At 32.8% G+C, this 23,101-nt stretch carries 24 protein-coding genes and 2 tRNA genes; 18 read left to right on the top strand and 8 right to left on the bottom strand.

Annotation, left to right across the window (positions count from 1 at the left end):
- The first annotated feature begins 134 nt into the window (after positions 1 to 134).
- From NNH57_RS03430 to NNH57_RS03450, 5 genes are all read left to right on the top strand, one after another.
- The gene (locus NNH57_RS03430; protein ID WP_074410174.1) at positions 135 to 521 is read left to right on the top strand and encodes a hypothetical protein; all 387 of its coding nucleotides are present in this window, start codon (positions 135 to 137) and stop codon (positions 519 to 521) included.
- Between the two features lie 27 nt (positions 522 to 548).
- Positions 549 to 1,148 carry a flavodoxin family protein gene (locus NNH57_RS03435; RefSeq protein ID WP_108808695.1) on the top strand — a complete coding sequence of 200 codons (600 nt, stop codon included), beginning with the start codon at positions 549 to 551 and terminating at the stop codon, positions 1,146 to 1,148.
- Positions 1,149 to 1,269: 121 nt separating this feature from the next.
- Positions 1,270 to 1,803 (top strand): flavodoxin family protein, encoded by a 534-nt coding sequence (locus NNH57_RS03440; protein ID WP_108808696.1) that lies wholly within the window; start codon positions 1,270 to 1,272, stop codon positions 1,801 to 1,803.
- Between the two features lie 85 nt (positions 1,804 to 1,888).
- Complete coding sequence (locus NNH57_RS03445) at positions 1,889 to 2,560, top strand: DUF4332 domain-containing protein (RefSeq protein ID WP_108808697.1); 672 nt, start codon at positions 1,889 to 1,891, stop codon at positions 2,558 to 2,560.
- Between the two features lie 4 nt (positions 2,561 to 2,564).
- Positions 2,565 to 3,026, top strand: coding sequence for a hypothetical protein (locus NNH57_RS03450; protein ID WP_132065890.1), 462 nt, complete (start codon positions 2,565 to 2,567; stop codon positions 3,024 to 3,026).
- A gap of 202 nt (positions 3,027 to 3,228) precedes the next feature.
- Here the strand turns inward: NNH57_RS03450 and NNH57_RS03455 are convergent.
- Positions 3,229 to 3,313: transfer RNA gene (locus NNH57_RS03455), tRNA-Ser, on the bottom strand.
- Between the two features lie 171 nt (positions 3,314 to 3,484).
- Here NNH57_RS03455 and NNH57_RS03460 point away from each other — a divergent pair.
- Entirely contained in the window at positions 3,485 to 4,543 is a 1,059-nt protein-coding gene (locus NNH57_RS03460) for a M28 family metallopeptidase (protein ID WP_074410178.1), read from the top strand.
- Positions 4,544 to 4,620: 77 nt separating this feature from the next.
- Here NNH57_RS03460 and NNH57_RS03465 read toward each other — a convergent pair.
- The 4 genes from NNH57_RS03465 to NNH57_RS03480 all read right to left on the bottom strand — a co-directional run bounded on the left by NNH57_RS03465 (position 4,621) and on the right by NNH57_RS03480 (position 9,001).
- Positions 4,621 to 4,696: transfer RNA gene (locus tag NNH57_RS03465), tRNA-His, on the bottom strand.
- Between the two features lie 58 nt (positions 4,697 to 4,754).
- Positions 4,755 to 5,471 (bottom strand): bacillithiol biosynthesis deacetylase BshB1, encoded by a 717-nt coding sequence (gene bshB1 / locus NNH57_RS03470; protein WP_108808699.1) that lies wholly within the window; start codon positions 5,469 to 5,471, stop codon positions 4,755 to 4,757.
- Between the two features lie 3 nt (positions 5,472 to 5,474).
- Complete coding sequence (locus NNH57_RS03475) at positions 5,475 to 6,644, bottom strand: trans-sulfuration enzyme family protein (protein WP_074410180.1); 1,170 nt, start codon at positions 6,642 to 6,644, stop codon at positions 5,475 to 5,477.
- Positions 6,645 to 6,766: 122 nt separating this feature from the next.
- On the bottom strand, positions 6,767 to 9,001 hold the full coding sequence (locus NNH57_RS03480) for a tetratricopeptide repeat-containing hybrid sensor histidine kinase/response regulator (protein WP_082995044.1): 2,235 nt from the start codon (positions 8,999 to 9,001) through the stop codon (positions 6,767 to 6,769).
- Positions 9,002 to 9,280: 279 nt separating this feature from the next.
- On the opposite strand from NNH57_RS03480, the gene NNH57_RS03485 reads away from it, so the two are divergent.
- The 9 genes from NNH57_RS03485 (at position 9,281) to ribB (ending at position 17,549) form a co-directional block, all read left to right on the top strand.
- Positions 9,281 to 9,919, top strand: a complete 639-nt coding sequence (locus NNH57_RS03485) for a peroxiredoxin (RefSeq protein ID WP_074410181.1) — start codon at positions 9,281 to 9,283, stop codon at positions 9,917 to 9,919.
- Between the two features lie 75 nt (positions 9,920 to 9,994).
- Positions 9,995 to 10,309, top strand: a complete 315-nt coding sequence (locus NNH57_RS03490) for a thioredoxin family protein (protein ID WP_074410182.1) — start codon at positions 9,995 to 9,997, stop codon at positions 10,307 to 10,309.
- Complete coding sequence (locus NNH57_RS03495; protein WP_025664919.1) at positions 10,290 to 10,547, top strand: DUF6952 family protein; 258 nt, start codon at positions 10,290 to 10,292, stop codon at positions 10,545 to 10,547. Before NNH57_RS03490 ends, NNH57_RS03495 begins: the two co-directional genes overlap by 20 nt.
- 114 nt (positions 10,548 to 10,661) lie before the next feature.
- A complete protein-coding gene (gene tpx, locus NNH57_RS03500) occupies positions 10,662 to 11,162 on the top strand; it encodes a thiol peroxidase (protein ID WP_074410183.1) in 501 nt (166 codons plus the stop codon).
- 6 nt (positions 11,163 to 11,168) lie between these two features.
- Entirely contained in the window at positions 11,169 to 11,537 is a 369-nt protein-coding gene (locus tag NNH57_RS03505) for a diacylglycerol kinase (RefSeq protein ID WP_074410184.1), read from the top strand.
- Between the two features lie 67 nt (positions 11,538 to 11,604).
- A complete protein-coding gene (locus NNH57_RS03510) occupies positions 11,605 to 14,100 on the top strand; it encodes an FtsK/SpoIIIE family DNA translocase (RefSeq protein ID WP_074410185.1) in 2,496 nt (831 codons plus the stop codon).
- 58 nt (positions 14,101 to 14,158) lie between these two features.
- Positions 14,159 to 14,791: an outer membrane lipoprotein periplasmic chaperone LolA1 gene (gene lolA1, locus NNH57_RS03515; protein ID WP_074410224.1), complete on the top strand. Its 633-nt coding sequence runs from the start codon at positions 14,159 to 14,161 to the stop codon at positions 14,789 to 14,791.
- A 113-nt stretch (positions 14,792 to 14,904) separates the two neighbouring features.
- The gene (locus NNH57_RS03520; protein ID WP_074410186.1) at positions 14,905 to 16,350 is read left to right on the top strand and encodes an LptF/LptG family permease; all 1,446 of its coding nucleotides are present in this window, start codon (positions 14,905 to 14,907) and stop codon (positions 16,348 to 16,350) included.
- A gap of 77 nt (positions 16,351 to 16,427) precedes the next feature.
- Positions 16,428 to 17,549 (top strand): 3,4-dihydroxy-2-butanone-4-phosphate synthase, encoded by a 1,122-nt coding sequence (gene ribB, locus NNH57_RS03525; RefSeq protein ID WP_254504095.1) that lies wholly within the window; start codon positions 16,428 to 16,430, stop codon positions 17,547 to 17,549.
- 16 nt (positions 17,550 to 17,565) lie between these two features.
- On the opposite strand, the gene NNH57_RS03530 is transcribed toward ribB, so the two are convergent.
- Positions 17,566 to 18,771: a DegT/DnrJ/EryC1/StrS family aminotransferase gene (locus tag NNH57_RS03530; protein ID WP_108808700.1), complete on the bottom strand. Its 1,206-nt coding sequence runs from the start codon at positions 18,769 to 18,771 to the stop codon at positions 17,566 to 17,568.
- Between the two features lie 142 nt (positions 18,772 to 18,913).
- Positions 18,914 to 19,543 carry an NAD(P)H-dependent oxidoreductase gene (locus NNH57_RS03535; RefSeq protein ID WP_074410189.1) on the bottom strand — a complete coding sequence of 210 codons (630 nt, stop codon included), beginning with the start codon at positions 19,541 to 19,543 and terminating at the stop codon, positions 18,914 to 18,916.
- Positions 19,544 to 19,633: 90 nt separating this feature from the next.
- Here NNH57_RS03535 and NNH57_RS03540 point away from each other — a divergent pair, with 90 nt between their 5' ends.
- Complete coding sequence (locus NNH57_RS03540) at positions 19,634 to 20,026, top strand: acyl-CoA thioesterase (protein ID WP_108808701.1); 393 nt, start codon at positions 19,634 to 19,636, stop codon at positions 20,024 to 20,026.
- Positions 20,027 to 20,046: 20 nt separating this feature from the next.
- Here the strand turns inward: NNH57_RS03540 and NNH57_RS03545 are convergent, their stop codons facing one another.
- Entirely contained in the window at positions 20,047 to 20,517 is a 471-nt protein-coding gene (locus NNH57_RS03545; RefSeq protein ID WP_074410191.1) for an Lrp/AsnC family transcriptional regulator, read from the bottom strand.
- A gap of 116 nt (positions 20,518 to 20,633) precedes the next feature.
- Between NNH57_RS03545 and NNH57_RS03550 the strand changes: the two genes are divergently transcribed.
- Both NNH57_RS03550 and NNH57_RS03555 read left to right on the top strand, forming a co-directional pair.
- Complete coding sequence (locus NNH57_RS03550; RefSeq protein WP_074410192.1) at positions 20,634 to 21,644, top strand: homoserine dehydrogenase; 1,011 nt, start codon at positions 20,634 to 20,636, stop codon at positions 21,642 to 21,644.
- A gap of 3 nt (positions 21,645 to 21,647) precedes the next feature.
- Positions 21,648 to 23,090, top strand: coding sequence for an aldehyde dehydrogenase family protein (locus NNH57_RS03555; RefSeq protein ID WP_108808702.1), 1,443 nt, complete (start codon positions 21,648 to 21,650; stop codon positions 23,088 to 23,090).
- Positions 23,091 to 23,101: the final 11 nt, after the last annotated feature.

Here is a 23,101-nt window from a genome sequence, read left to right on the forward strand (position 1 = left end):
AGATTTTGAAATCTTTAAATACTATCATTACACCAAACTTATGAGTGAGTTTTAAAAAGTACTCTAATGACATTGGTCATATTAAAAGAGAAGTGTAGTCTTTATATTTGAGATGGATCATATAAAGGTTTATTATGGACACATCTATATTTTTAGCAAAATTTTGGGGTTGGTATTTGATTATGTTTTTCTTCATATTGAGTTTTAACCCCAATAGGATTAAACAGATTTTTGAGGACCTGAAGGATCAGAAATTCGTAATTATAACTTCATTTATTGCAATTATTGTGGGATTACTCAATATCCTTTTTCATAATATATGGGAACCAAACTGGAAATTTATCATTACCGCCATAGGTTGGATTTCATTAGGTATGGGGTTGTTGCTGTTTGTCTTTCCGAAAGGAACCGCCAAATGGTTAGAATTTATCAATATAAAATTGGTGCAAGTGCTATACGTACTACTGTTTTTAATGGGGATTCTTTTGTTGAATGCAGGATACGAACTGGTTCCGTATTAATCTTTTTAAAAAACATAATTACTGATAATGAAAAGAAGAAAAAGGATGATGACGAATATTCTGGTAATATTGGGATTAACATTGATTGTTTGGATAGTGCTTACGGTCATTGTAGGTAAAAAAGGACCAGAAAAAATTGCTATCGTAGGGGCAGCTAATAGTGATCAGAAGGCACTTATCGTTTACGACCCTGATCCGATTTATAATCTTGATGAAAAGGTAAGCAAATCATTTGCAGAAGGTCTGTTAGAGAGGGGGTGGGGATCAAAAGTGGTTACGGTAGCTGCTGCCAAAAAATTTGAGAAAGAGCTTTTTGATTTATATGTATTCTGTGCGAATACTTATAATTGGGCTCCTGATAAAGCAATTCGTGATCATATAAAAAATATTGATTATTTACAGGGAAAGGATGTAGTTGCGATCACTTTAGGTAGTGGGTCTACAAAAAGATCTCAACGTTTGCTAGAAGAGTCCATCAAACAAAAAGAAGCCATACTTATTGATTCAAGAACATTTTGGTTGATGAAACCCAATACCGAATCAAAAACAAAAAGATCAAATAGTAAAATTGCTGTAGAAATGGCAAATAATTTTGGAAAAGAAATAGCCGAAAGAATTAAAAATTAGCCTAAAATAGTCATGGTTTTTTGCTACTAGATTTATAATTAGATAGATATTATTTTTCTGTTTTTACAGTTTCCAAATTTAAGTTGCTTTTCAAATAATTCTTATAAAAAATAGTACTGTAATGAAAACTCTAATCGTTTACTTTTCCTTTTCTGGAAACAATGAATTATTGGCCAAAGATCTAGCCAAAGACCTAGGAGCCGATCTGTTGCAAATCACCGAATCCAAAAAACGAGGTATGTTCGGGATTATGTTGAATATGTTATTTAATCGTTTTCCTAAGATCAATGAACTGGACATCTTATGGAACGACTATCGCCATGTCATTTTGATAGCTCCCATCTGGAACTATATCATAGCGCATCCGATGAAAACCTTCATCAAAAAAAATAAAGAGTATCTCAAAAACTATTCATTTATAACGCTGTGTTCTGGGCGTGATACACAAAAAGAAAAGATTGCAGCTCAATTAGAAAAATTGGCAGGCCATGAACCTAAAGCAATCATAGAATTCGAGACACGAACATTTATTACCCGAGAACAAGAGAGTAAAGGCGCTTATAAAGTAACTAAAGAAGATCTAACAAGATTTAAAAAAACAGCTGCTTATCATAACTTTTTAGAAACATATGTAGCCAAAAAAGAAACCATATAGACGATGTGCGGAAGAGGCGAGTCATAATTATATGGTATTGTTTGCAAAGGTATGAATACAGAAAGAACAGTAACAATTCTATACAATGGGATATGATATTGATTTATATAAAATTAGCATAGATGGTTATAAGAAGATCTTACAAACCACACACCTTATTCCCAGCTGGAAGGTGCTGAAAGAGAATATAGATTACCTTAATACTATTAAAAAACACGGTATTTGTAACTTGAAAGAACTGCAGCAAAGACTGAAGAAAAAAGATCATCTTCTTGATTTTTCGAGACAAAGTGGTTTATCAGAACAGTATCTTAATGTCCTTCGAAGAATGATCAATGGGTATCTTCGAAAACCCAATAGAATTAAAGATTTTCCTGAAACCTCGGCAGATGTTGTATTAAAATTAGAAAAAATTGGGATTAAGCACACACGCCATTTATTTGATAAAATCGTTACCCTAGATGGCAGGGCTTTATTTTCTAAACAAGTAAATATTAGTGATGAAGAAATTTTGAGACTAACCAAATTAACTGATTTGTCCAGAATTCGATGGGTGAATCATACTTTCGCTTATGTCTTGTATGAAGCAGGTTTTGATACCGTCAAAAAAGTGGCAAATGCCAATCCCAACCAATTATATAAAAAAATAACAGCATTAAATGCAGAAAGAAAGTTTTATCCAGCTCATATTGGTTTAAATGATATGAAAATGCTTGTAGAATGTGCAGAAATGTTACCTCCTGATATTGAATATTAAAAAAGTGAAAAGAGCAATTACAACATATATTTTAATGTTTTTGATACTGTTTCAGATGATTAGTGCTATCCCGGCAGGATGGTTAATGATTATTGATCCATCTGGAAACAAACTCGGACTGCCAATTGAAATACTTCGGTACTCACCCTTTTCTAATTTTTTAATTCCGGGCCTGTTCCTATTCTTTGTTTTAGGAATATTTCCGTTGATTGTCCTTTATGGGTTGGTGAGAAAAAATAAGTCGATAGTTTTAGAAAAAATTAATCTTTATAAAAATTATCATTGGTCCTGGACCTTTTCATATTATGTAGGAGTATTGATTGTATTGTGGATCAATATGCAATTATTATTCATAAAAGAATTTCATATATATCACTTCATCTATTCTATATTAGGTATTGTTATCGTATTTGTAGTGCATTTACCAAGTACTAAAAAGAACTATTATAAAAATATTGATAGATAATCAAATACTACCTCTACTTCTGGTAGAGTTTATCTTGTCGAGTTGTAACCTTTATTGAGACACAAGAATTAAGAATATTTATATAAATATAATATTTAACCTTGATCCAATTCTTGACAGTTTTTTTAAAGAGTATAGGAAATAAAAAAAGCCCATAAATATTATATTTATGGGCTTTTATAGGAACTAAATAAATTCCTTGCGGAGAATGAGGGATTCGAACCCCCGGAGGTGTGACCCTCAACAGTTTTCAAGACTGCCGCATTCGACCACTCTGCCAATTCTCCAGTGTTTAGTCTCATCAGGTATTCCCTGAATGCGGGTGCAAATATAAAACCTTTTTTAATTCTAAAAAGAAAAATTTAAAATAATTTAAGAGATATTTTCTTTAAAGATGGTATTCCCTTAATCATATGAGATGAATTGAGTATATTGTGCTTTATTAATTAAATTATTACATGAAAAATACTATAATACTAGTTGGTTCATTTATAGTCTGTTGTTGTGGGACTTCACAAAATTCTACATCTACTAATCCAAAAATAGATTCACAGACTAGTGTAAATACAGAATTAACTGCAGTTACTTATGCCGAAAGCATTACGGCCAAAGAATTAAAAGAATATTTATACGTTTTTGCAGGTGATGACTTCGAAGGACGAGATACAGGAGAACCTGGTCAGAAAAAAGCCGCAGAATATTTAAAAAAACAATACCAAAGAATGGGTATCCCTTCTCCTTTAGGAGGGGATGATTATTATCAGGAAATCCCGGAAAGTTATTTTAGAGGAGGTATTAAATCTTCAGAGAATGTATTGGCATTTATTGAAGGTACAGAAAAACCCGATGAGATTGTCGTGATTTCTGCGCATTATGATCATGTAGGAACCGATAAAGATGGTAATATTCATAATGGTGCCGATGATGATGGTTCTGGAACAGTAAGTATCTTAGAAATAGCAGATGCCTTTATGAAAGCAAAGAAAGATGGGAAGGGACCAAAGAGATCTATTTTGTTTTTACATGTTACAGGTGAGGAAAAAGGACTTTATGGATCAAAATTTTATACAGAGAACCCGGTTTTTCCTTTAGAAAATACAGTAACGGACCTCAATATCGATATGATAGGAAGAATTGATAAAAAACATGAGGGAGAAGATAAAAGCAACTATGTGTATTTGATCGGTAGTGATCGGTTAAGTACAGAATTACACAATATCAGCGAAAAAGTAAATACAGAACACACCAAATTGGACTTAGACTATACATATAATGCAGCAAATGATCCAAATCGATTTTATTTTAGAAGTGATCATTACAATTTTGCAAAACATAATATTCCTATCATATTTTATTTTAATGGAGTACATGAGGATTATCATAAACCAACCGATACACCAGATAAAATAGAATATGAACTCATGACTAAAAGAGCAAAGTTAGTATTTTATACCGCCTGGGAGGTAGCAAATAGAGCAGAGAGAATTATTGTTGATGGTGCTAAAGAAGGTGAATAATGAGATGTTAAAATAAAAACACAAACCTATATAATAAAATAAAAAAAGCCCTTGAAAAAGGGCTTTTTACATTTTAGGGGTGGAAGACGGGATTCGAACCCGCGACCCTTGGTACCACAAACCAATGCTCTAACCAACTGAGCTACAACCACCATTTAATTTCGGGTGCAAAAATAAAGTATTTCTACTTATCTACAAACATTTTTTTGAATTAAATCAAATCAAAAATAGAATCGACTGCTACATAGCGTTCTACAGTATAGCCTTCGGCATGATGTACACCTATTATTCGTCCTAAATCGGCAGCACGATACTTTACGCTTTCAATAAAATTTTTACTTGAGATAGGAGTAACAGGCTCTTTACTACCCGCATCATAAAATTGAGAGGTATATGCCATTACACTTTCTATCTTTTTGTCAATATAATTACTAATGTCAACTACAAAATCGGGCTCAATATTAGCCCATTGAATATAGTGATACACTTGTTTTGGTCTCCAGGGATCTTGATTCACTCCATCAAAAGTAGTTTTAATTTTTTTTAATCCTGACAGAAAACAAGCGTCACTAGCTAGCTTACTTCCTTTTCCATGATCTATATGGCGATCTGTAATTGCATTGCAAAGTACAATTTCGGGTTTATATTTTCTTATCTTTTTTATGATCTCTAATTGATGATCCTGATCATTTGTAAAAAAACCATCTTTAAATCCCAAATTTTCGCGGGTAGCAACTCCTAAGATTTTAGAAGCATTTTTTGCTTCCTGATCTCTAATTTCAGGAGTACCTCTTGTTCCCAGTTCTCCCCGAGTAAGATCCAGTATTCCAACTTTTTTACCTCTACTAACTTCTTTGGCTATGGTTCCTGAGCAACTTAGTTCTACATCATCAGGATGAGCTCCTATGGCTAGAATATCTAACTTCATATTTTAATGTTCTAATTCTGGGACTTTTACTTTTTCTATGGCTTGTTGTATATCTTGCATTAAATCTTCTTTTTCTTCAATTCCTACGCTTAATCGTAATAACCCACCTTTAATTCCTTGTAAATTTCGTTCTTCTTCGGTGAGTAACGCATGTGAGGTAAGGGTAGGGGATAGTATAGTACTTTCAACCCCGGCAAGACTCATAGAGCTTTTAATTAGCTGTAATTCTTTTTGAAACTTACTGGCATTTATACCTTCTTTTAATTCAAAAGATAACATACCACCATAACCTGTCATTTGTTTTTTAGCAATTTCATGGTCGGGGTGTGATTTCAACCCAGGATAATAGACCATAGCAATATCTTCATGCTTTTTAAGCCATTTAGCAAGCTTTAGCGCATTCTTATTTTGGCGTTGTACTCTAATGCCCAGTGTTTTTATACTTCTCTCTAACATCCATACTGTAAAGTCACTTAAACTACCACCAAAATTTTTTGCAACCTGAAAGATCTGATCGATATTTTTCTCGGTAGAGATAACAGCTCCTGCCAGAATATCACTATGACCTCCCAGGTATTTGGTAGCAGAGTGAATAACGATATCTATACCAAATAGAATGGGGTTTTGATTTACAGGAGATGCAAAAGTGTTATCTATAATAGTAACAATATCATTTTCCTTTGCTAACTCTGCAATAGGTTTAATGTCAATAATTGTTAATAGAGGATTAGAAGGTGTTTCTATATAGATTACCTTAGTATTGGGTTGTATTTTTTGTTTAAAACCTTCTGGGGTTTGAGCATCTACATAAGAAAATTCTATACCATGCTTTTTAAATTCTTCATTAATAAGATTAGCAGTTCCCCCATAGAGTGTACGTTGTAAAACGATATGATCTCCTTTCTGTAAAAATGCAAATAGAGTAGTGCTTATCGCTGCCATACCACTACCAAAAATCAGAGAAGATTCTCCTTTTTCGAGCTTAGCTATTTTTTTGCATAATGCTTCTTGATTGGGAGTGTTAAAATATCTGGGGTAACGTTTTACATCTACACCTTCAAAAGCATAAGAGGTAGACATATATATTGGTGATATAGCTCCTTTAAATTGTTCATCTTTGATTTCGCCATGATGAGTGCAAATGGTATTAAACCCTATATTTTTTGTATCCATAATGAGTGTAGTAAATCTTATAGTTATCGCATCTAAATTAAGATTTTCAGAAGAAATCAGATAAGATTTAACAGATTAAATGTCGAATACAGTAGATTTTGTTTCACCCTTTTTTGACTGGGCTATATCATTTTTACTTTTGAGATGTTTCTCATTATTGTTTGGAAGAATTGTTGAGTGTCATAAGGTTTTATGATTACATCATTCATACCTACTGACAAGGCTTGATTTCTTATTTCTCCTTCTTCAACAGCTGTTAGTGCTATAATCGGAATATTAGTATTAAAAGTTCGTACTACTTTGGTAGCCTCAAGACCATTCATTTCTGGCATGTTTATGTCCATTAGTACCAAGTCAAACTTTTCATTTTTTAACATTTCGATCGCATCCATACCATTGTTTGCAATATTACAAGTGTATCCTTTCTTTTTAAGGATATTTTGAGTGACAATTTGATTTATTTTGTTGTCATCTACAATAAGAACATAGAAATTGCTTGTTCCGATACTTAAGTTTTCTCCTGTTTTTAATGAAATCTCTTGCTCTTTTACAGCTTTTTCATAATATAGATCAAAATAGAATTCAGACCCCTGGTTTTCTTTACTTCTTATATGAATTTCACTATTATGAAGATGAATTAGTTTTTTAACAATTGCTAATCCTAACCCTGTACCTTCATATTCTTGATTTTCGTTCTTTACCTGAGCAAAGTTGTCAAAAATTGTTTGTTGCTTATTTTTAGGTATTCCTATTCCATCATCTCTAACAATAAAGCGTAAAATATAATTATCTTCCCTATTGTCGATACATTTTACATTAACCCAAATGTTTCCATCTTTGGTGAATTTAAGAGCGTTACCGATTAGATTTATTAAAATTTGTGATAATCTTACCGAGTCTCCAAGTAAAGTGGTATTTATTTTTTTATCTATATCAATATGAACCGTATTGTTGTTGCTTTTTTGTTTGGTATGAAGAGAATTAACAATTCCTTCTATGAGTGTTCTAATATCAAAAGATACCTTTTCGAGTTTAACTTCATTGGTTTCTATTTTACTTAATTGTAAAACATCATTAATTAAAGCCAAAAGGTAATCACCAGAAAATTTTAAGGACTCTAGATATTCGTTGGTCTTCTTTTTATCAGGATTTTCCATTAATAGAGACGTAAGTCCAATTACACCATATAACGGTGTTCTAAGTTCGTGACTTACAGTAGAGATAAACTGGGACTTTAAAGTAGATACTTGCTCTGCAGTTTCTTTGGCGCTTATTAATTCCTTGTTTTTGTCAAGTAAGTCATTGTTAAGTCTTTTCTTTTGTATATTATTCTTGTAAGAACTAATTAAGAAAGCTAATGATATTAGAATTAGTATGATCCCCAGAATAATGCTGATCCTCCATTTTACAACTTCTGATTCACTTTCTTTTTTCTCAGATTCTGCTTTTTTTGCTCTTTTTTCGAAAATATCAACCTCATACTTAATATTGGCACGTCTAAGCTCTTTTAATTTCTTATGATTATTTGCCTGTAATATATTTTGAAATTGCTTTTTCTGATAGTTGTATGCCTTTCGGTAATCATCTTGTTTAACATATAAACCAGATTTGGTTTCGTAAGCAGAAGCCAACTCTTCATAATATCTAGAGATTAACTCATCGTTATTTTCTTTGTTTTTAGTTTCACCAATGGCATATGATATTGCTTTATCTGTGTACTCTTCTGATTTTTTAAACTTTCGTACACTAAGGAAATATTTTCCTAAAAGACTATTCAATTTGGTTTTATCCAGATTTGAAGACTTTTGATGAATCAACTTTCTGGCTGGTGCCAGATATTCATAAGAACTGTCAAAATCATTTCTGGAAATATAATATTCTCCAAGATTTAATAATGGACGTATCATCCTTATGGTATCTTTTAACCTAACAGCAAACTCATAAGATTTTTTGTAATACCCTACTCCTTGTTTACGTGTAAGATTGTGCTTAGTGTATACTCGTGCAAGATTATTATATAGATCTGTTTCTAATACTTCACTCTTCGAGCTTCGGGCATAGGTTAATGCTCTTCTATAATATCTTCTAGCTTCATTATCATCTTCACTAGTTTCATAATTTTTGGCAATAATATTATTTATATACCCAAGACTTTTGTCATCATTATTGTATTGCGCATAATGAAGTGCAGCTTGGGCTATTTCCAAAGATTGTTCATACTTGTATTCTTCCTGTAATTTTTCAGCCTTTTCGATATAACTTTGAATACTATCAGAAGTTATAGAAGATTGAGATTGTACAGAAAGAGTAAAGCTTACTAAAAATATTATAGTTATATGTTGAATAAAATTTTTCAACGTTCAATAAATTCTTGGTTTATTTACGTTGACGAAAATACAAAAATAGATTTAACGTAGTGTAATTCACCGTAAAAAAAGTGCTATTTATCCGTAATTTTTGTAGGTGAACGGATGTTTGTGTAGGAATTTAACTCGTTTTGTGAAAAATCCTTCTATGATTAGAAAAAACTATTTAAATATAAATAATTAAAATTATACTGTAATTATTGTTCTATAAGTAGGTGTATATTTGCATTGTCAAAAATTAATCAATTATAAATTTTAAAAAATAAAAAAATGGCATTTGTAGGTAAAAAATTCCCAAATCTAGACGTTGATACAATGAACGATATGGGAGATACTTTTAAGCTTAATGTTTTGGAAGAAGCTAAAAATAAAAATAAAAAAGTATTGCTTTTTTGGTACCCTAAGGATTTTACATTTGTTTGTCCAACAGAATTGCATGCTTTTCAAGAGGCTTTAAATGAATTTGAAAAAAGAAATACAATCGTAATTGGTGCTTCTTGTGATACTCCAGAAGTTCATTTTGCATGGTTAAATACATCTAAAGATAACGGAGGTATAGAAGGAGTAACCTATCCTATTCTTGCAGATTCTAATCGTAATCTTGCGAGCACATTGGGTATCCTTGATATTACAAATGAAACCTACAATGAAGAAACTGGGGTTGTAACTGTAGAGGGAGACAATGTAACGTATAGAGCTACTTATTTAATCGATGAAGAAGGTACAGTTTTTCATGAAGGAATAAACCACATGCCTGTTGGTCGAAATGTAGCTGAGTTTTTAAGATTGATCGATGCATATACACATGTACAAAAAAATGGAGAAGTGTGTCCTGCAAACTGGGAAGAAGGAAAAGATGCAATGAATGCAGATAGAAAAGGAGTAGCTTCTTACCTGGCAACTCATTAATTGACAATCCTAATTAAAAATTTCTCTGGGCAATAATCCTCAGAGAGATTTTTTCTAAACTTTAATTCAAATAATATGGTACAAGAACTAGCAGCAGATAATCTTTCACAATTAATACAAGATAATGATACTGTGATTGTACAGTATTCTGCCACTTGGTGTGGTAACTGTCGGATTATGAAACCAAAATTTAAAAAACTGGCTTCAGAAAATAATGATACAACTTTTGTTGTTGTTGATGCCGAAAAATATCCTGAATCCAGAAAATTAGCTACGGTAGATAATCTTCCGACATTTGCTGCTTTCAAAGGCGGAGCTTTTGTAAACCAGGTTCAAACTAATAAATTTGATATTCTAAAAAATTTGGTAGATGAAATTACCAGTAATTAAACACCTTACAAGCTTTATCGAAGAAAACGATGAAGATTTTATCGTAGAGACTATCGAAACTCTAGAAGCTTTAACAGAAGTACCTTCGTTAAAAGATGAAGAGTTGGATGTTATCGGAGAGCTAATCTCTAATATGTATGGTGCTCTAGAGGTTGATAAAATGATCAAAGAAGGTACTCCAAAAAAAGAAGCTCTAAATAGCTTTATGAAAAGAGTCCTTGGATCTATAGATACCTGAATAATAAAAAACCTATCATATGTAATGGTAGGTTTTTTTATTTTTTAAAAACTTTATTAATATTACAATATAATCTTACTAATTTTATAACTCTTAAAACAACAATCATTTATTATGGCTTCAATAACATTAAAAGGAAATACAATTCACACTAGTGGAAATTTACCAGAAGTAGGACAAAACGCACCAGATTTTGAAATGGTGAATGCTGATTTATCTACTGCAAAATTATCTGATTATAAAGGAAACAGAGTAGTTTTAAATGTTTTTCCTTCTGTAGATACAGGAATTTGCGCAGCTTCAGTAAGAGCATTTAATAAGGAGGCAAGCAATTTATCAAATACTAAAGTATTGTGTATATCACGCGATTTACCATTCGCTCAAGGTCGTTTCTGTGGAGCAGAAGGATTAGAAAATGTGATTAATCATTCTGATTTTAAAACTGGAGAGTTTGGAAAAAACTATGGACTAGAAATTGTAGATGGACCATTACAGGGGCTACATTCTAGAGCAGTTATTGTTCTTGATGAGAATGGAACCGTTTTATATACAGAACAAGTGCCAGAAATAGTACAGGAACCAGATTATTCTGCTGCACTCGAAATATTGTCTTAGTATCTTATGAGTAAAGCATTAAAATTTGTAGTTGGCAGATTGCGAGGTTGTGGTTATGCTTTTAAAGGAGCTCTGTTATTGATAAAAACAGAACCAAGTATACAAGTACAGGTTGGAATTGCAATAGTAATGACAATATTAGGTTTTTATTTCAATATTACTTCGATCGAATGGATTTTGCAAATTTTTGCTATTGGATTGGTAATGAGTATTGAAGGTATAAATACCGCAATCGAAGCAATCGCAGATTTTGTTCATCCAGATTTTCATAATAAGATAGGGGTTATAAAAGATATAGCCGCGGGAGCTGTTTTTATTGCTGCAATTACAGCTATAATAATTGGATTGTTAATTTATATCCCTTATTTAGTTTAGAAAATTTTTTAGTCATTTTTACGTTCCAATATAGATATTCGTATTTTTGCGATAAGATACCCAAAAAATGGCCAAAAGAAAGGTAAGTACAAAAAGGAAAACAACAAAAAAACCTAAGACTTCACTAAAAGAAAAATTTACATTATCAAGACAACAGAAAGTCGTCTTAGGTAGTTTCTTATTCTTTTTGGGGATAGGATTATTTTTTGCTTTTGTTTCGTTTTTCTTTAATTGGAAAATTGACCAAAGTGAAATATCACAGTTTTATAATAGAACATCATCTCCAAAAAACTGGTTAAGTAAATTTGGAGCTACTGTAAGTCACTTCTTTATTTTTAAAGGATTTGGGATTTCTGCATTAATTATTCCTGTGTTAACCTCATTGACTGGAGTGTACCTGTTCTTTGATCTTAATAAAAAGAAATTATTTGGGTTTTGGTTTTGGGGAGGACTAGTCATGCTATGGATATCTGTTGTTTTGGGCTTTGTAGAAAAAGGTGGCGGGTTATTAGCTGGTATTATAGGGTATGAAACTAATGATTTTTTAAGAGACTATATAGGTTTTATAGGTACTGTTCTTGTGCTTGCTTTTTTTGCAATAGTATATATTGTAGTACGGCTAAGATATACTCCCGAAAAAATATCTGATTCTTTAAAAAATACCCAAAAAGCCATAGCAAAGGATTTTGAAGTAACACCAGAAACGAATAATACACAAACTGTATCTACTCCTACCTCTGATAGCTCTAGTTCTAGTATTAAAGAAAAAATAGACTCAATCATTGCTAAATCCAAAGATCTTAATAAAAAGAAAGAGGATAAAAAGCAAAATGAGAAGGAAGACGCAATTAAAAAAGATAATAATACCGAGGAGATTACATTAAACCCTACAATTAATGATTTTTATGGGGATCCGAATAATCGAGATAATGAGGTCCCAGAAAAGTTAATCATAAAATCAGAAGATAATCCCGAGGATATCGCAATGGAAGTCGAAACTATGGTAGAGGAAGAAGTAGTTGGAGACCTAAGTGCTAAGCTAGTTAAAGATTTTGGAGAGTTTGATCCAAAACTAGAACTAGGGAACTATAAATTTCCGGCAATTACTTTATTAAAAGATTATACCACACAATCAGGAGGAATAACTATTGACCAAGGAGAATTAGAAGAAAATAAAAACCGTATTGTAGAGACGCTTAAAAATTACAAAATTGAAATAGCGCAAATTAAAGCTACCGTTGGTCCTACAGTAACATTGTACGAGATTGTACCTGAAGCCGGAATTCGAATTTCTAAAATTAAAAACCTTGAGGATGATATCGCATTATCATTGGCAGCTCTGGGAATTCGTATCATTGCTCCTATACCAGGTAAAGGAACTATTGGTATAGAAGTACCTAATAAAAAAGCCACTATCGTATCGATGAGGTCTGCAATCTCTTCTTCAAAATTTCAGAATGCAGAAATGGAATTGCCATTATCTTTAGGTAAAACGATTTCGAACGAAACATTTGTAGTGGATCTTGCCAAAATGCCTCACCTTCTTATGGCAGGAGCTACAGGACAAGGAAAATCTGTTGGACTTAATGCAATACTTACATCGTTGCTCTATAAGAAGCATCCCGCAGAAGTAAAATTTGTTTTAGTAGATCCAAAAAAGGTAGAACTTACATTGTTTAATAAGATAGAACGGCATTATCTGGCCAAACTACCCGATACAGAAGAAGCTATTATTACAGATAATACTAAAGTAATTAATACACTTAATTCTTTATGTATTGAGATGGATGCTCGGTATGACCTGTTAAAACAAGCAATGGTTAGAAATATTAAAGAATATAATGTAAAGTTTAAAGCAAGAAAATTAAATCCCGAGAATGGGCACAAGTTTTTACCATATATTGTGCTTGTAGTAGATGAATTTGCAGATCTTATTATGACTGCAGGAAAAGAGGTAGAAACTCCTATAGCCAGACTGGCTCAATTGGCTCGTGCTATTGGGATACATCTTATTATAGCTACCCAACGACCATCCGTAAATGTAATAACGGGTATGATCAAAGCTAATTTCCCTGCCAGAATAGCGTTTAGAGTGACTTCTAAAATAGATTCTCGTACAATTTTGGATACAGGAGGAGCAGATCAGTTAATTGGTAGAGGAGATATGTTGTATACACAAGGAAATGATGTTGTAAGAATACAATGTGCTTTTGTGGATACTCCAGAAGTAGAGCGAATAACAGATTATATTGGTAGTCAAAAAGCATATCCAGATGCACATCTGTTACCAGAATATCTGGGTGAAGAAAGTGGCACAAGTCTTGATATAGATAAAAAAGATAGAGATAAACTTTTTGCTGAAGCTGCAGAAGTAATTGTAACAGCTCAACAAGGATCGGCGTCTTTATTACAAAGGAAATTAAAATTAGGGTACAATCGAGCAGGTAGATTAATAGATCAATTAGAAGCTGCAGGAATCGTTGGCCCTTTTGAAGGAAGTAAAGCAAGACAGGTTTTAGTACCTGATTTAATTTCGCTTCAGCAGTTACTGGATAATGAGTAGCGAGCTGATTCATAGTGTGATAATGGTAATTAGTAATTAAAGAAGAATAAATAAAATGATAAAAAAGGCTATATTTTTACTATTTGTATTGGGTATAACTACTGCACAAGCCCAAAGTGCCAAAGATCTTTTGGATGAGGTTTCCAAAAAAGTAAATAGCTATACCAATATTGTTATTAACTTTAAATATTCAATCAATAATCAGGCAGAACATGTTGCTCAGGAAACCAGAGGAGATGTAACGTTACAAGGGAATAAATATCTGCTTAATATCATGGGAACCAAACGTATGTATGATGGTAAAAAGCTACATGTAATTGTTCCGGAAGATGAGGAAATTAATATTTCTTCTCAGGATGAAGATGATGGCACAAGTGTGACCCCTTCAAAAATGTTAACTTTCTATGAAGATGGATATACCTATAAAATGGATATTGTTCAGGATGTAAAAGGTAGAAAAATTCAATATGTAAAATTGATACCCATTGACTCAAAAAGCGATTTAAAAGAAATATTACTTGGTATTGATAAGCAAACAAAGCATATTTACAAAATGATTCAGAAACAAAATAATGGTACTAATGTTACAATTACGGTGAATAGCTTTAAAACTAATCAACCGCTTTCAGAAACATTATTTGTATTTGATAAATCAAAATATGAAAATTATTATATCAATCGCTTAGATTAGAAAAAATTAAGACATAAAGAAATAAAGGTATAAAAAAGAACGTGTGTAAATTTTTACACCCGTTCTTTAGTTTTAATTAATGTATATTTTAGCGGTTAGAAAATAGAAAACGAGTGAAGATTTTAGATCGATATATTTTAACAACTTTTGTAAAGACATTTTTCCCGCTCTTTGTAATTATTATGTTTATCCTTTTATTGCAAACAATCTGGTTGTTTATATCAGAACTGGCAGGAAAAGATCTCGATTTTTCAGTAATAATAAAATTTTTGACGTATGCAACGCCCAGATTGATTCCTATGGTTTTGCCGCTAACTATTTTGTTAACGTCTATTATGATTTTTGGGAATTTTGCCGAGAATTATGAGTTTGCCGCGATGAAATCTTCAGGAATATCCTTGCAACGAGCTATGAGAACCTTGTCTGTTTTTATTTTTTTTGTTGGGATAGGTGCGTTTTTATTTTCGAATACAGTGATCCCGTCTTCGGAGAAAAGATTTATAAATCTTCGTAAAAATATAGTTAAAGTAAAGCCCGCAATGGTAATAACCCCTAATCAATTTAATGACTTAGGGGATATAAATATAAAAGTAGCAGAAAAATATGGTGATAATGATGAGTTTCTTAGAGATGTTATCATTCATAAGAAAGCTGCTAGGCCTGGTAATTTTACAGTTATAAAAGCAGTAGGAGGAGAGTTAAAAGGTAATATCAATTCTGATTTAATCACCTTAATCCTTAATGATGGTAATTATTATGATGAGATTCAACAGAATTCGCCTCAAAAAAGAAATAGATTACCTTTTGCCAAAACACATTTTAAAAAATATGTTCTTAATATAGATTTGTCATCACTGGGTAATGTAGATATGGATGAACAACAATATAGCAAAGGATATAATATGCTTAATGTTAATGAACTAAAGGATCAGATAGATACATTATCTATTGAGGTTAATAAGAATGTGAAGAATATGACGGTTGAAATTGATAGAATGATTGGATTTGAAGGGTTAAATAGAAACATTAAAATAGTTGATTCTCTTCCAAAAACAAGTAATGATACATTGCAGATAAGAGATTATTTTAATACGCTCAAAAAAATACAGATATATCAGATTGCTTCATCTACTGCAGATGGGGTAATAAGAAAACTAAATTCTACACAAAAAAATCTGAGTTTTAGAAAAAGGGCATTAAATAAATACGAAATGTCATTGCATGATAAATATGCTTTAGGAATTTCGTGTATCTTATTGTTCTTTGTAGGAGCTCCTTTGGGAGCCATAATTCGTAAAGGAGGGTTAGGATTACCTATAGTTATTGGGGTAGTGTTGTTTTTGACCTATCATTTTATAGGAATTTTTGCTAAAAATAGTGCCGAAGAAGGAGGAATTCCTCCATTTGTGGGCTCATGGCTTTCTACATGTATTATATTTCCATTAAGTATATTTCTAACCTATAGAGCAACTACAGATCAGGGAATTTTTAATCTGGACACTTTTATCCAGCCAATAAAGAATTTCTTTGCAAAACGATCTTCTAAAACCAAAAAATAGATTTCTTTTTAAATATCTTTGCCGGTAATAAATTTAAGAGTATGATTATGTCACAAGTAACTAATACCACAAACAAAATGAAACTGAATACCATTCAAGAAGCCATTGAAGACATTAGGCAGGGAAAGGTGATTATTGTGGTAGATGATGAAGATCGTGAAAATGAAGGAGATTTTATTGCTGCGGCAGAGAAAGTAACTCCAGAGATGATCAATTTTATGGCAACCCATGGTCGCGGATTGATTTGTGCTCCACTTACAAAAGATCGTTGTGAGGAGTTAAATCTCGATATGATGGTTCAGAACAATACCGTATTACACGAGACTCAATTTACCGTATCGGTAGATTTAATAGGACATGGATGTACCACAGGAATTTCTGTGCACGATAGAGCCAAAACCATAAATGCATTAATCAAGGAAGATACAAAACCTCATGACCTGGGAAGACCAGGGCATATTTTCCCGCTCAAGGCGAAAAATGGAGGAGTATTAAGACGTACAGGGCATACTGAAGCGGCTGTAGATTTAGCAAGACTTGCAGGTTTTAAACCAGCAGGAATTTTGGTCGAAATTTTGAACGAAGATGGTACTATGGCGCGTTTACCTCAATTGGTAGAGGTTGCCAAGAAATTTGATCTTAAATTAATATCGATAGAAGATCTGGTAGCATATCGTATGCAGCATGATTCTCTGATCGAGAAAAAAGAAGACTTTGATATTACTACGCGTTTTGGAAATTATAGACTTAGAGCATATAAGCAAACAACTAATGATCAAGTACATATTGCTCTAACATTGGGTTCTTGGAAAGAAAATGAACCTGTACTTACCAGAATCAATTCTACCTTATTTAATAATGATATTCTGGGAACGCTAACCAATAATGCCGATAAACGCCTGGATGCTATGTTTCAGCGCATTAATAGCGAAGGTAAAGGAGCGATAATTTTTATTAATCAAGAAAGTCAATCGCTTAATCTTTTAGGACGCTTAAGTGCTTTAAAAGAAATTCAAAATGGAAAAGATGTCTTAAAAGCACCAAAAATAGCTATGGATAGCAAAGATTTTGGTATTGGAGCACAAATTTTACATGATATTAATATTCATAAACTACGATTAGTCTCTAATACGGTACAACAAAAACGTGTTGGAATGATTGGATACGGATTAGAAATCGTAGACTATGTAGGGTATTAAATAAATACCTGATATCTTATAATACACTTTTTACAAGGACACCTTTTAAAGCTTCAACCATTTTTGAGGCTCTATTTGCTACTTCTGTTTCAGACCAATTTAACTTGATTAAGCAAGAAATAGTACGACCCATCCATAGATCACTCGCATCAAACGGCCTATTATTTTTTTGTAACCCTGATTGTATTTCCTGAGAAAACTTACTAAGAGATTTTTGTTCTAAAAGGTGCTCCCATTTTTTATAGTAATGCCAGTTATTGTCGAACCAATAAAAGCAAGCATCTACGCCATTTTCTCCCAAAGCTTTATGTGCTTTTCTGGCTATATCTTCTGTAGGTAAAAATATATTTAGAAAAGAATAATTTTCTATCCCTGTTTCTGGTACTCTTCTAAAAGAAACTTCGGGAACCTCTGCCAGAGCATTGCGTAGTATCGTATAGTTTTTTTCCTGGATTGTTAATGTATGATCTAATTTTCTTAACTGTGCAATCCCTACTGCCGCATTTAATTCAGATAACCTATAGTTATACCCTAAGAAAGGATGTGTTTCTGCACCACGATCATTACCGACATGATCGTGACCATGATCCTGGTATTTGTGTGCTCGATCTGCAAATGTTTCAGAGTTAGTAATGATACCACCACCTTCACCGCAGGTGATTGTTTTAACGTAATCAAAAGAAAAACAACCCAAATCTCCATAACTCCCTAATGGTTTTCCATCGTAAGTAGCGCCGATAGCCTGGCAAGCATCTTCTAATAGAATAAGGTTATGTTTATCACTAATTGCTTTCAATGCGCCAAGATCTGCCATAGATCCACACATGTGTACAGGCATAATAGCTTTGGTTTTAGGAGTGATAGATGCTTCAACAGCTTTAGGGTCTAAGGTAAGCGTATCGTCTATATCACATAGTATTGGGACTGCCCCAACAGATAATATAGCTTCAAAACTTGCTACAAAAGTAAATGTAGGCATGATTACCTCATCTCCAGATCCTATACCGGCACATGCCAATGCAACTGTTAAAGCTGCGGTTCCGCTAGAAACTACTTGAGCATATTTGGATTGCATTCTGTTTGCTAAATCTTTTTCTAATTCTAATGCTTTATAATGACCATTTCTCATAGGATCAAATCCATATCGCATTAAAACTCCATTATCTAAAACATCCTGAACTTCTTTTTGTTCTTCTGCACCAAATAACTCAAATCCTGGCATAAGTATAGTGTTAAATTAAAAACTCTTTCCAGCAAAAATACCGAAAAGAGTTTTGATTTTACAGTGGTTATTCTAGATTTTTTTGATTATACCGATACTTAATTTTTTTTACAGTGTTAGTTTAAATGTAAGAACCCAAAACTTAGATGGTAATGATAGTATCTGTAATTGGGCGTCTTACTTTTTTTAACTCAGAAAACATATCATCTTCTGCTCGATATCCAATAGGCAATACTAGTACCGATGTTAGTCCTAAGTCATTAAGATTAAGGAGTTCATCGTATTTTTCTGGTATAAAACCTTCCATAGGGCAAGAGTCTATTTTTTCGATAGCACATACGGTAAGTATATTTCCCAGGGCCAAATATGCTTGTTTTGCAGCCCAGTTTGATATCTCTTCGGGTGATTTATAGGTAAAAGAATCTACGAGTTGTTCTTTAAAAGGTTTTAATATTTCTTCGGGAGTATCTCTTATTTCTTTTACAGTATCAAAATACTTGGATATGTATTGTTCTCCAATAGTTTTTTCGATACAAAATACCAATACATGAGACGCATCGGCAACTTGTTGTTGATTCCAGGAATGTGAGGTGAGTTCTTTTTGCAAGTCTTTATTCTTAATCACTACTAATTTTAATGGTTGTAGGCCATATGAGGTGGCGGTAAGGTTAAAAGCTTCTGTTAGTGTGTCTATTTTTTCCTGAGAAACAATTTGTTTAGTATCGAATTTTTTGGTGGCATAACGCCAATGTAAACTTTCTATAATATCCATTCGAAGTTTTTTTAAGTATATAACAAAGATAGTATGATAAGATTTACCTTTGACAGATAAAATGATAAGAAAAAACTATATCACAATTGTATGAATGTTATAGATGAATTAATTAATAAATCTGAAACGAGAATCTTTAAAGCTGTGTTTCCTAATACTACCAATCATTACGAAACCTTGTTTGGTGGGACAGCATTACAACTTATGGATGAAGTGTCTTTTATCTGTGCTACGCGTTTTAGTAGAAAAAAAGTAGTTACCATATCTACAGATAAAATTGATTTTGAAAAACCAATACCCGAAGGAACCATTGTAGAACTCGTAGCAAGAATTGCAGAAGTAGGAAGAACCAGTTGTTTGGTAAAAGTTGATATTTATAAAGAAGATATGTATAGCTATGATAGAGAACTAGCAGTTACTGGGCACTTTAAGTTTGTGGCTATAGATAATAATAAAAATCCAATTCCTATAGTTGACAAATAGTTCTTTTTGGGGAACTATTTTTAACCTTCAGATTCAAAAATAGAAAGATTGCACACGCATTCATCATAAAAAATCATAGCCGTTTCTATATGGTCTATGTAGCTAAAGTTTGCTAATTTATCAAGAATAAAAGATCTAAGATCATCAGAATCTTTTACTCCAATATGAATCATAAAGTCAGTATCCCCTGCCATATGATAAAACTTAATAACTCCCTTAAGTGTTCGTATTCTTTTGATAAAAGAATTTATAATTTCTCTTTCATGCTTTTTTAAACGTATAGCTACTATTACTTGCACATTGATTCCTAATTTTTTTAAATTAAGATCAGCATTAAAAGCTTTAAAAAAACCTTCTCGGGTTAATCTTTTTAATCGTTCATGACAAGTAGAGGGGGCAATATCTAGCTCTGCAGCTACCTCTTTATTTGAAAGCCGAGCATTATTTTGTAATAGGTTCAAAATCTGAATATCCTTCTGATCTAACTTCATGTTTACGGTCTTTTTAGAATTTATTTCGTTTTTGCTGAAATTTAATATGAATATAATTCATATAATTTGTAAATATAGTGAATTTTGTTCGTGAACTTATAAAATTAGATTCAAAAATGAATATAGGTATAATAGGATTGGGTACCGTAAGTAGAGGTTTTTTAGAAATTCTAGAGCAAAAAACAGATTGGATTTCTCAAAAATTTGGAAGTGATATCAAGGTTGTAGCTGTCAAAGATATTGCAAGAGGAAACATATATAATCCCCAGGGGATAAATATTAGTGAGCTTTTAGATAAACTAAATAATGGAGAAAAGATAAGTGATACTTCATTAACAGATGGAGACTCTCTTTCTGAAATAGATAGTGTAGACCTTATTGTAGAGGCAACATATAGCGATTATACAACAGGAGATCCTGCATATACTTTTATTAAAGATGCTCTTACAAATGGTAAGCATGTAGTTACCACAAATAAAGGGCCGGTTGCATTGCATTATACAGAGTTAAATAAGTTAGCAAATGATAATAAAGCGATGCTACGATATGAAGGTACAGTATTAAGTGGTACTCCTACATTTTCATTAATCGAAGAATGCCTTGCCGGAGATGATATCGTAAGTATTCGAGGAATTCTTAATGGTACAAGTAATTATATCCTATCAAAAATGTCTCAGGGAGACTCTTTTGAAAATGCGTTAGAAGTTGCTCAGGAAAAAGGATATGCAGAAGCAGACCCTACTAATGATGTTAAGGGATATGATGCAAGAGGAAAAGTAGCTATACTTTCTCATAAAGTTTTTGGTGTTGATCTGGGGTTAGATAACATACCTACCGTAGGTATAGATACTATTTCTAAAGAACAGCTGGATGCTGCAAAAAAGGAAGGGAAAAATATTCGCCTTGTAGGTAGCTTAACAAAAACTGGAAAAGCTATAGAAGCAAGAGTACAGCCAGAAGCTCTGGATAACGAAGATGCGCTATCAAATATTGGAGGTGTTACTAATGCAATAGAAGTCTCTACTGCATATTTAGGAAAACTTATGGTTACAGGACCCGGAGCCGGGAAACTTGAAACTGGTTACTCTGTATTCTCAGATGTATTATCTATAATTAAAAATAGTTGAGGTATGATAAGCACTTTAGATAAGATTGATACCATGAAAATGTTGATTGGAGAAAATTGGGTAGAAAGCTCAACAAAATTACCGGTATTAAATCCATATTCAGGAAAAGAGGTGTATGCTGTTTCTTGTGCCAATGCAGATCATGTACAGGAGGCTTTAAAATCTGCAGAGTTAGGAAAAGAGATATCAAGAAATCTATCACCTTATGATAGGAGTGAAATTATAGCCAGGGTAGTTGTTTTTTTAAAAGAAAGGAAAGAAGAATTTACTCAAATCATAGTAAACGAGGGAGTTAAAACCGAAATTGAAGCCGCCAAAGAAGTAGACAGATGTATCAATACATTAACTCTTTGTAGTGAAGAGGCCAAAAGACTTACGGGAGAAACTGTGCCTTTTAGCGCATTTGCCGGAGCTGCTTCGAGAACAGGGTATTATGTATATGATCCAATAGGTATCATTACTGCAATTACACCGTTTAATGACCCCCTTAATTTGGTGGCTCATAAATTAGGTCCTGCAATAGCCTCGGGTAATGCGGTTATACTTAAACCGTCAGATTTCACTCCAATTTCTGCAATAAAACTAGGTAAGTTGTTTCTAGAGGCAGGTTTACCTCATCATATTCTAAATATCATAACCGGGCCGGTAAGTAATTTTGGGAATACATTAATTACAGACCCGCGTGTTAATATGGTAAGTTTTACAGGGGGGACAAAATCCGGAGAGGCGATCATAAAAGCTGCTGGAATTAAAAAAGTAGCAATGGAACTTGGTTCGAGCTCTCCGGTAATAGTCATGGATGATGTTGATATAGATGCCGTTGCAGAAAACTGCGTAGGAGGTATGATATGGGCAGCAGGCCAAAACTGTGTAGGCGTAAAACGTATGTATGTTCATGATGCTATCTATGATGCATTCAAAGAAAAAGTAATTACCCTTGCAAAATCAGTACAACTAGGAGACCCAAGTGATGCTAATACCGATATGGGGCCTATTATTACTCAAGAAGCAATTGATGCCATAGAGAATTCTATTTCTGATTTAAAAAATTCTGGTTACCAGGTTTTATGTGGAGGAAACCGGGTAGGTAACGCTTTTGAAGCAACACTCATAGAAGGAAATCATGACCATTCGCTAAATGGCAAACAAGAAATCTTTGGACCTGTAGCAACAATTTCCAGAATAAACTCATTAGAAGAAGGTATTAAAGCAAGTAATGATTCTCCTTACGGATTACATGCAGGAATTTTTACAAATTCGATCGAAGCAGCATTTAAGGCAGTTAACCAATTGCAGTGTGGTGGAGTTATGGTTAATGATTCTTCTGATTACCGAATCGATATGATGCCTTTTGGCGGAATTAAACAAAGTGGTATTGGCCGGGAAGGCGTAAAATCTGCTATACGGGAAATGACCACAACTAAAATCGCATGTTTTAACCTTTAAATAAATAATAG

Origin of the sequence: Aquimarina spinulae, assembly GCF_943373825.1 — a bacterium.
Lineage (GTDB): Bacteria > Bacteroidota > Bacteroidia > Flavobacteriales > Flavobacteriaceae > Aquimarina > Aquimarina spinulae.

Coding starts and splice junctions, on each gene's coding strand:
- NNH57_RS03430 (WP_074410174.1), top strand. CDS start 135: ATGGACACATCTATATTTTTAGCAAAATTTTGGGGTTGGTATTTGATT.
- NNH57_RS03435 (WP_108808695.1), top strand. CDS start 549: ATGAAAAGAAGAAAAAGGATGATGACGAATATTCTGGTAATATTGGGA.
- NNH57_RS03440 (WP_108808696.1), top strand. CDS start 1,270: ATGAAAACTCTAATCGTTTACTTTTCCTTTTCTGGAAACAATGAATTA.
- NNH57_RS03445 (WP_108808697.1), top strand. CDS start 1,889: ATGGGATATGATATTGATTTATATAAAATTAGCATAGATGGTTATAAG.
- NNH57_RS03460 (WP_074410178.1), top strand. CDS start 3,485: ATGAAAAATACTATAATACTAGTTGGTTCATTTATAGTCTGTTGTTGT.
- bshB1 (WP_108808699.1), bottom strand. CDS start 5,471: ATGAAGTTAGATATTCTAGCCATAGGAGCTCATCCTGATGATGTAGAA.
- NNH57_RS03475 (WP_074410180.1), bottom strand. CDS start 6,644: ATGGATACAAAAAATATAGGGTTTAATACCATTTGCACTCATCATGGC.
- NNH57_RS03485 (WP_074410181.1), top strand. CDS start 9,281: ATGGCATTTGTAGGTAAAAAATTCCCAAATCTAGACGTTGATACAATG.
- NNH57_RS03490 (WP_074410182.1), top strand. CDS start 9,995: ATGGTACAAGAACTAGCAGCAGATAATCTTTCACAATTAATACAAGAT.
- NNH57_RS03495 (WP_025664919.1), top strand. CDS start 10,290: ATGAAATTACCAGTAATTAAACACCTTACAAGCTTTATCGAAGAAAAC.
- tpx (WP_074410183.1), top strand. CDS start 10,662: ATGGCTTCAATAACATTAAAAGGAAATACAATTCACACTAGTGGAAAT.
- NNH57_RS03505 (WP_074410184.1), top strand. CDS start 11,169: ATGAGTAAAGCATTAAAATTTGTAGTTGGCAGATTGCGAGGTTGTGGT.
- NNH57_RS03510 (WP_074410185.1), top strand. CDS start 11,605: ATGGCCAAAAGAAAGGTAAGTACAAAAAGGAAAACAACAAAAAAACCT.
- ribB (WP_254504095.1), top strand. CDS start 16,428: ATGAAACTGAATACCATTCAAGAAGCCATTGAAGACATTAGGCAGGGA.
- NNH57_RS03530 (WP_108808700.1), bottom strand. CDS start 18,771: ATGCCAGGATTTGAGTTATTTGGTGCAGAAGAACAAAAAGAAGTTCAG.
- NNH57_RS03535 (WP_074410189.1), bottom strand. CDS start 19,543: ATGGATATTATAGAAAGTTTACATTGGCGTTATGCCACCAAAAAATTC.
- NNH57_RS03540 (WP_108808701.1), top strand. CDS start 19,634: ATGAATGTTATAGATGAATTAATTAATAAATCTGAAACGAGAATCTTT.
- NNH57_RS03545 (WP_074410191.1), bottom strand. CDS start 20,517: ATGAAGTTAGATCAGAAGGATATTCAGATTTTGAACCTATTACAAAAT.
- NNH57_RS03550 (WP_074410192.1), top strand. CDS start 20,634: ATGAATATAGGTATAATAGGATTGGGTACCGTAAGTAGAGGTTTTTTA.
- NNH57_RS03555 (WP_108808702.1), top strand. CDS start 21,648: ATGATAAGCACTTTAGATAAGATTGATACCATGAAAATGTTGATTGGA.